This is a genomic window from Kaarinaea lacus (assembly GCF_975902315.1).
Map to the genome: position 1 here is coordinate 1 of NZ_CDLKIE010000102.1, position 4,787 is coordinate 4,787.

Sequence of the window (4,787 nt, forward strand, 5' to 3'; positions counted from 1 at the left end):
CTATTGCAAAAATACAGACATTCGCTTGTGGATCGAACGACTGGCGTTAATTTACGAGGTGCCGTTATCCGGCACCGACTCATAATTGAACCGCTCGCCAGGTTAACCCATAAAATACACTATTATTTAGTGCCAGATGACTCGTACTTTATATCTGTAACTATTCCATTTTCATCAAACGTCACTCTTAAATTCTGGACGTAAAATTGAAATCCTTTAGCTTGCACATATAAATAATTGTAAGCGTCACCGTTTTTATCATCTATAATCGGATATATAAATTTTCCTTTTGGTTCTCCTAATAACTCTCTTATTTGAGATTTAGACCATCCTTTCTTTATTTCTTTGACTTTTTCAGAGTCATAATAAGTTGAATCACTCTTAAATGTGCTCGTGAATTCATACCCTACTAATATATCCTTCACATAGAGTAAACCCAGTGTTCGCGCGGGTGTAACCTCTTCAAAAACCGCTTCTCCCCCTGCATTTGCAAATGAATATGAATTCGTCTCAACATTTTCTCCATTAAATAGTTTTTCGCCAGTTTGATAAGGTTCTCCAAGCGTTAGACGTAACTCTGATTTTGTCGTTTTACCCAATACCAGTTTTTCTTTACCTGGTTTAATAAAATCCGTCCCTGCACAGCCTGTTGATAACAAGACTATGATACTAATACCAACTACCAATATTTTTTTCATTTATTGTCCTTTTTATACGGTTTGCAAAAAAACTTACATAGGCGCGTCATCACCGGAGTCAAGTGTGACGCCTGTTTATGTGTATATTTCACATTCATTCAATTTTAAGAAATAAGTTTTGATATTCTTCATTAGGGTCGTCATCATGAAGCCATCACGTTTTTACATGACCACCCTTTGCTTTGGCAAAGAATATTGTACTGCTGTCATATTGGCTGTATTCGTTTTTTTCGTAAGCTACAATCTCTCCTGCGATAAAAACTGATCGAGATCTACGAAAGTTTTTTGACTTTGTAATTCTTTCCGTCCTTAAATGGGAGCTCTCGCCAAATATTCATTCTTTATTACACATAACGTACTGCATCAGTTGTGTGGTTCAACATGAATAGAAATGTCGTGTACGTCGAATCGTTCTGCCAATAAGGTTTCTAGCTGGTCCGTAATTTCATGAGCAGCTTCCGTAGGTAACTTTGCGTCCACCTCGATTATTAGATCCACTGCACGTGTGGAACCCACCCACCTTGAGCGAACTCTGCGTATTGCTCGCACACCATCAACACCTATTACTACTGACCTCAATGTCTCTGGGTCGATGGCTCTTTCATCCAGTAGTACCGGCAGAGTTCTTTTGAAAAGGCTGAATGCGAGATAGAGTATCAATCCTGCAACTGCCAAGGCAATTAATTGATCCATCCAAATCCATCCCAAGGCAGATAATTGCCAGCCAGCAATAACGCTGCTGGTAACCAAAACATCTGAGAGCGTGTGATTCGCATCCGCTAGCAGGATATCCGATTTTAAGCGCTTAGCCCAGCCGCGTTGCCAGGTCGATATAACAATGTTTATGGTCAGTACTACGAGCATCAGCCCGAGTTCTAAGCGGCTAGTGGTTATCTCTGTTGTTTCGCTTGTAATGGCACGAATAGCAAGCTCGAAAGCCAGAATTGCCAGCAATGCAGCCAGGGCAAATACAGCGACTGTTTCGAACTTTCGATGGCCGTAAGGATGCCTGGAATCTGCAGGTTTAACCGAATGACGGGTTACAAACCATGCGACGATATTATTTAAAATATCGGTAAGCGAGTGAACAGCATCGCTTACCACTGCAAGCGAACCAGTTCCTATACCAACTACCAGTTTAATAATTAAAACAGTTAAGTTGGCAAGCCCTTCGACGAGGATAACGCGTAGAACTTTGATATCCCGTTGGTCCATGCGACCCATCATAATCATTTTGACGCAAATAGTTCGTACTGAATATTAGTAGTTTATTCCAGGTTTTCTGTATATCAGTCTATAGCTAAAGACGGCTTCAAATCAAATGTTAGCGCACTTTTTAGGTTTACTATAGCGAAGACAGGTGAATTATAATTGATTTCGCCTAACGACCTGCCTTCATTTGCGTAGGCGCGTTAGCGCCGGAGTTAAATGAAAGGCCTTACTATGTATTTTTTTCTTCATAATTAATATGACAAACATCACACACTTTTTTAACTACGCCTATTCGGACAAAAAAGTTATATATTTTACAACCTACACAAATTCCACATACTGATTCCAGCCACATAAAAAGCAAACAAGCCGCCAAGAAATAGAAAGCTATTGATTGCATTACTGTGTAATAAAGTGAAATCTGGCAGAGAATAGCTAATACCAAACCTATTAACCAGGCGAATATTTTTGGCCGCAGCGGCTGATAGATAGGAATTTGTTTGTTCGTAAACATGACACCTAAAATACTGGTAATAGAAAAGTGTGATGTTTTTACAAACATGGCCATCAACATTTCGTACATCACGAAAAATATGAGCGAATACGCAAAAGTATGATCATATGTACGCTTTATAATAGTATTGTTTATTGTATCCACTATTAATTGATCATGATTGCCATGATCAAGCCGAATAAAGAGCAAAATCACTGGAATTAAAAACAACAACCCCGCTCTAGCGCGCACAGCCCTTTCATTAATTAGAATTATTCCAGCCGAAGTGCCATTTTCGAACTTAAACCAGTGATCTTGAAACTTCTTTTTTAACAACGGTTAATTCCTCACAATTTTATTTACTCATAACGAGACTGTAGAAAAACCCAGTGACGAAATATGGGCTTTTCTGGCTGTTGCGTTTTACCTTTCAATGGTAATGATTCCATCATTTTAGTCGATGAACGAGCCTGGTTGATCCTTTTTATGCGGCCAGTCGCCCATAATTGGCCAATTTCTCTATATTGTGGATCATACAATAGAGTTGCCATTGGCCTTGAACCTTCTGTTTACCTCTTAAGTGAAATCGATTGAGCTTCTTGTTCGTCCCAATATTAGCAAATACCGGTTCCACCACGGACATCCGATGACTATAGAAGTATTTGCCTTGCTCACTGTCCACTCGATGTTTCATCCAATCTGTGTATGTGGGAGCACGTTTTGATTCAGTGATAAACGATACGTGTCTTCCATGCCCCTTGCGACTGTTCGCCGCCGCTGGATTTCGCATACAGCGGTGCTTCAGCTGACAATGGCGGCATTTGCTCAATCGGCCTTCGAAAAACAGTTTCAGGTTGCCGCAGTCATCAACCCCCTCATGCCAGAGCCACATCTCTTCTCCCGCCGGGCAATGGCAAGTCTTGTTAACAGGATCGAAGTGAAAGTCATCAGACGTAAATAACGTGACGTCATCATCCGGGTTGCGCCGGTGTGTTTTCTTTCCATACTTTGCTTTCTGATCACTGAACTTGGGATCACGGCTGCGAAAATTTTTGTCGGGTATATAGCCATCAATGTGGTGGTCATGTAAATATTTCATATTGTCTTCGTTGGCGTAGCCCGTGTCAGCGGTCACAATAACGCCTTTCTTATAGATATTTTCACTCATGCCTAGCCGTTGAAAGCGCTCTTTAACCTGCTCAAGAACGGGTTGTAATATATGGTGTTCCTGGCCTTCTCCAAAGGCCTGGGCATCGACAATGATCTGATGTTTTTTATCGACGGTCGCCACCCCATTGTAACCCTGGATTGTCCCTTTGCTGGTGGTCATTTTGCAGGATTCGTTGTCGGTGATATTACTCTTCACTTCCTTTTTTCGTTTGCCCTGGCCCATCCGTGGGCTGGCTGACTTTAAAAAGGCGTCTATCCGGTCAAAGGCTTTATCTAGAGTGTCGATGGTTTGCGCGGTACGCTTGAGGCGTTCTTCTTCACGCGACTCGCTTTTATCCAGCCGTTGGTGTTCACGCAGATGATGACGTATCCGGCGCTGGATCTTGTCGCGTTTGGCTTTGAGTTCTTTTAACGTGCCAGAGTGTTCCTTGGCGGCGTTGGAGGACATCTTACACCCGTCGATCGCGAACAGTTCCTTTCCCAGCATTCCCTGTTGATCGCAAATCAATAACACTTGCTCGAACAACGATTCGATCTGTTGGGGATGTTCGCTGACGAACGCCGCAATGGTAGTGTAATGCGGCACCGTATCACACGACAGGGCTTTGAAGATAATATTGGTTTCACAATGCCATTGAATCTCTCGACTTGTCTTAATGCCTTTGGAATAGGCATATAAGATGATTTTTAATAACAACGCCGGATCATAGGCGGGACGGCCGCCTTCATCATTTTGGTATTCGGGATAAAATATTGAAAGATCCAACTTATTATCAACTATGTGATGAACCGCGAATTCAAAGGTCCCTGGTTGAAGCTGGTCTTTGAAGTTGATCACGACCATCGTGTTCTGATCGTAGTGATACGGCTTAAACTTAGGCATGGGCATTCCTCCTTATGCGCTTACCCAGTTTATCAATTTCTTCTCATTTTTCGGAGTTTTTCTACGGCCTCAACGCCGAGCTAACCTGCCGAAGCCGCGTAGCGGCTGAGGTCAGAGCATGGCCGTTTAGGCCATGCGGGGTTGAGCGACTTTTTATGTGAGAGTTTACGCATAACCCTAAAGAAGAATTTAGACAGGAATACCTGAAATTGCAGCGGGACGTCTAGTAGAGCCTGCGTTAAACAATATACTTAGTTTGCTTGCCAAAGCGTAATTTGCATCACTGGGATCAATCCAGTTATTTTCTTCACAATATCTTTCGTAATCTTTA

General features: G+C 42.1%; 4 protein-coding genes. All 4 read right to left on the reverse strand.

Annotated elements, in window-relative coordinates; translation table 11 throughout:
- Positions 1 to 122: 122 nt before the first annotated feature.
- Positions 123 to 698 (reverse strand): outer membrane protein assembly factor BamE, encoded by a 576-nt coding sequence (locus tag ACWVCM_RS02485; RefSeq protein ID WP_455200123.1) that lies wholly within the window; start codon positions 696 to 698, stop codon positions 123 to 125.
- A gap of 363 nt (positions 699 to 1,061) precedes the next feature.
- Positions 1,062 to 1,931 carry a cation diffusion facilitator family transporter gene (locus ACWVCM_RS02490; RefSeq protein WP_455200124.1) on the reverse strand — a complete coding sequence of 290 codons (870 nt, stop codon included), beginning with the start codon at positions 1,929 to 1,931 and terminating at the stop codon, positions 1,062 to 1,064.
- 208 nt (positions 1,932 to 2,139) lie between these two features.
- Positions 2,140 to 2,739, reverse strand: a complete 600-nt coding sequence (locus tag ACWVCM_RS02495; protein ID WP_455200125.1) for a DUF4395 domain-containing protein — start codon at positions 2,737 to 2,739, stop codon at positions 2,140 to 2,142.
- Between the two features lie 148 nt (positions 2,740 to 2,887).
- Complete coding sequence (locus tag ACWVCM_RS02500; RefSeq protein ID WP_455200126.1) at positions 2,888 to 4,456, reverse strand: IS1182 family transposase; 1,569 nt, start codon at positions 4,454 to 4,456, stop codon at positions 2,888 to 2,890.
- Positions 4,457 to 4,787: the final 331 nt, after the last annotated feature.

What these genes read in the sequence shown, in the direction of transcription:
- ACWVCM_RS02490 (WP_455200124.1), bottom strand. Translation starts at nt 1,931, where the DNA reads ATGATTATGATGGGTCGCATGGACCAACGGGATATCAAAGTTCTACGC.
- ACWVCM_RS02500 (WP_455200126.1), bottom strand. Translation starts at nt 4,456, where the DNA reads ATGCCTAAGTTTAAGCCGTATCACTACGATCAGAACACGATGGTCGTG.
- ACWVCM_RS02485 (WP_455200123.1), bottom strand. Translation starts at nt 698, where the DNA reads ATGAAAAAAATATTGGTAGTTGGTATTAGTATCATAGTCTTGTTATCA.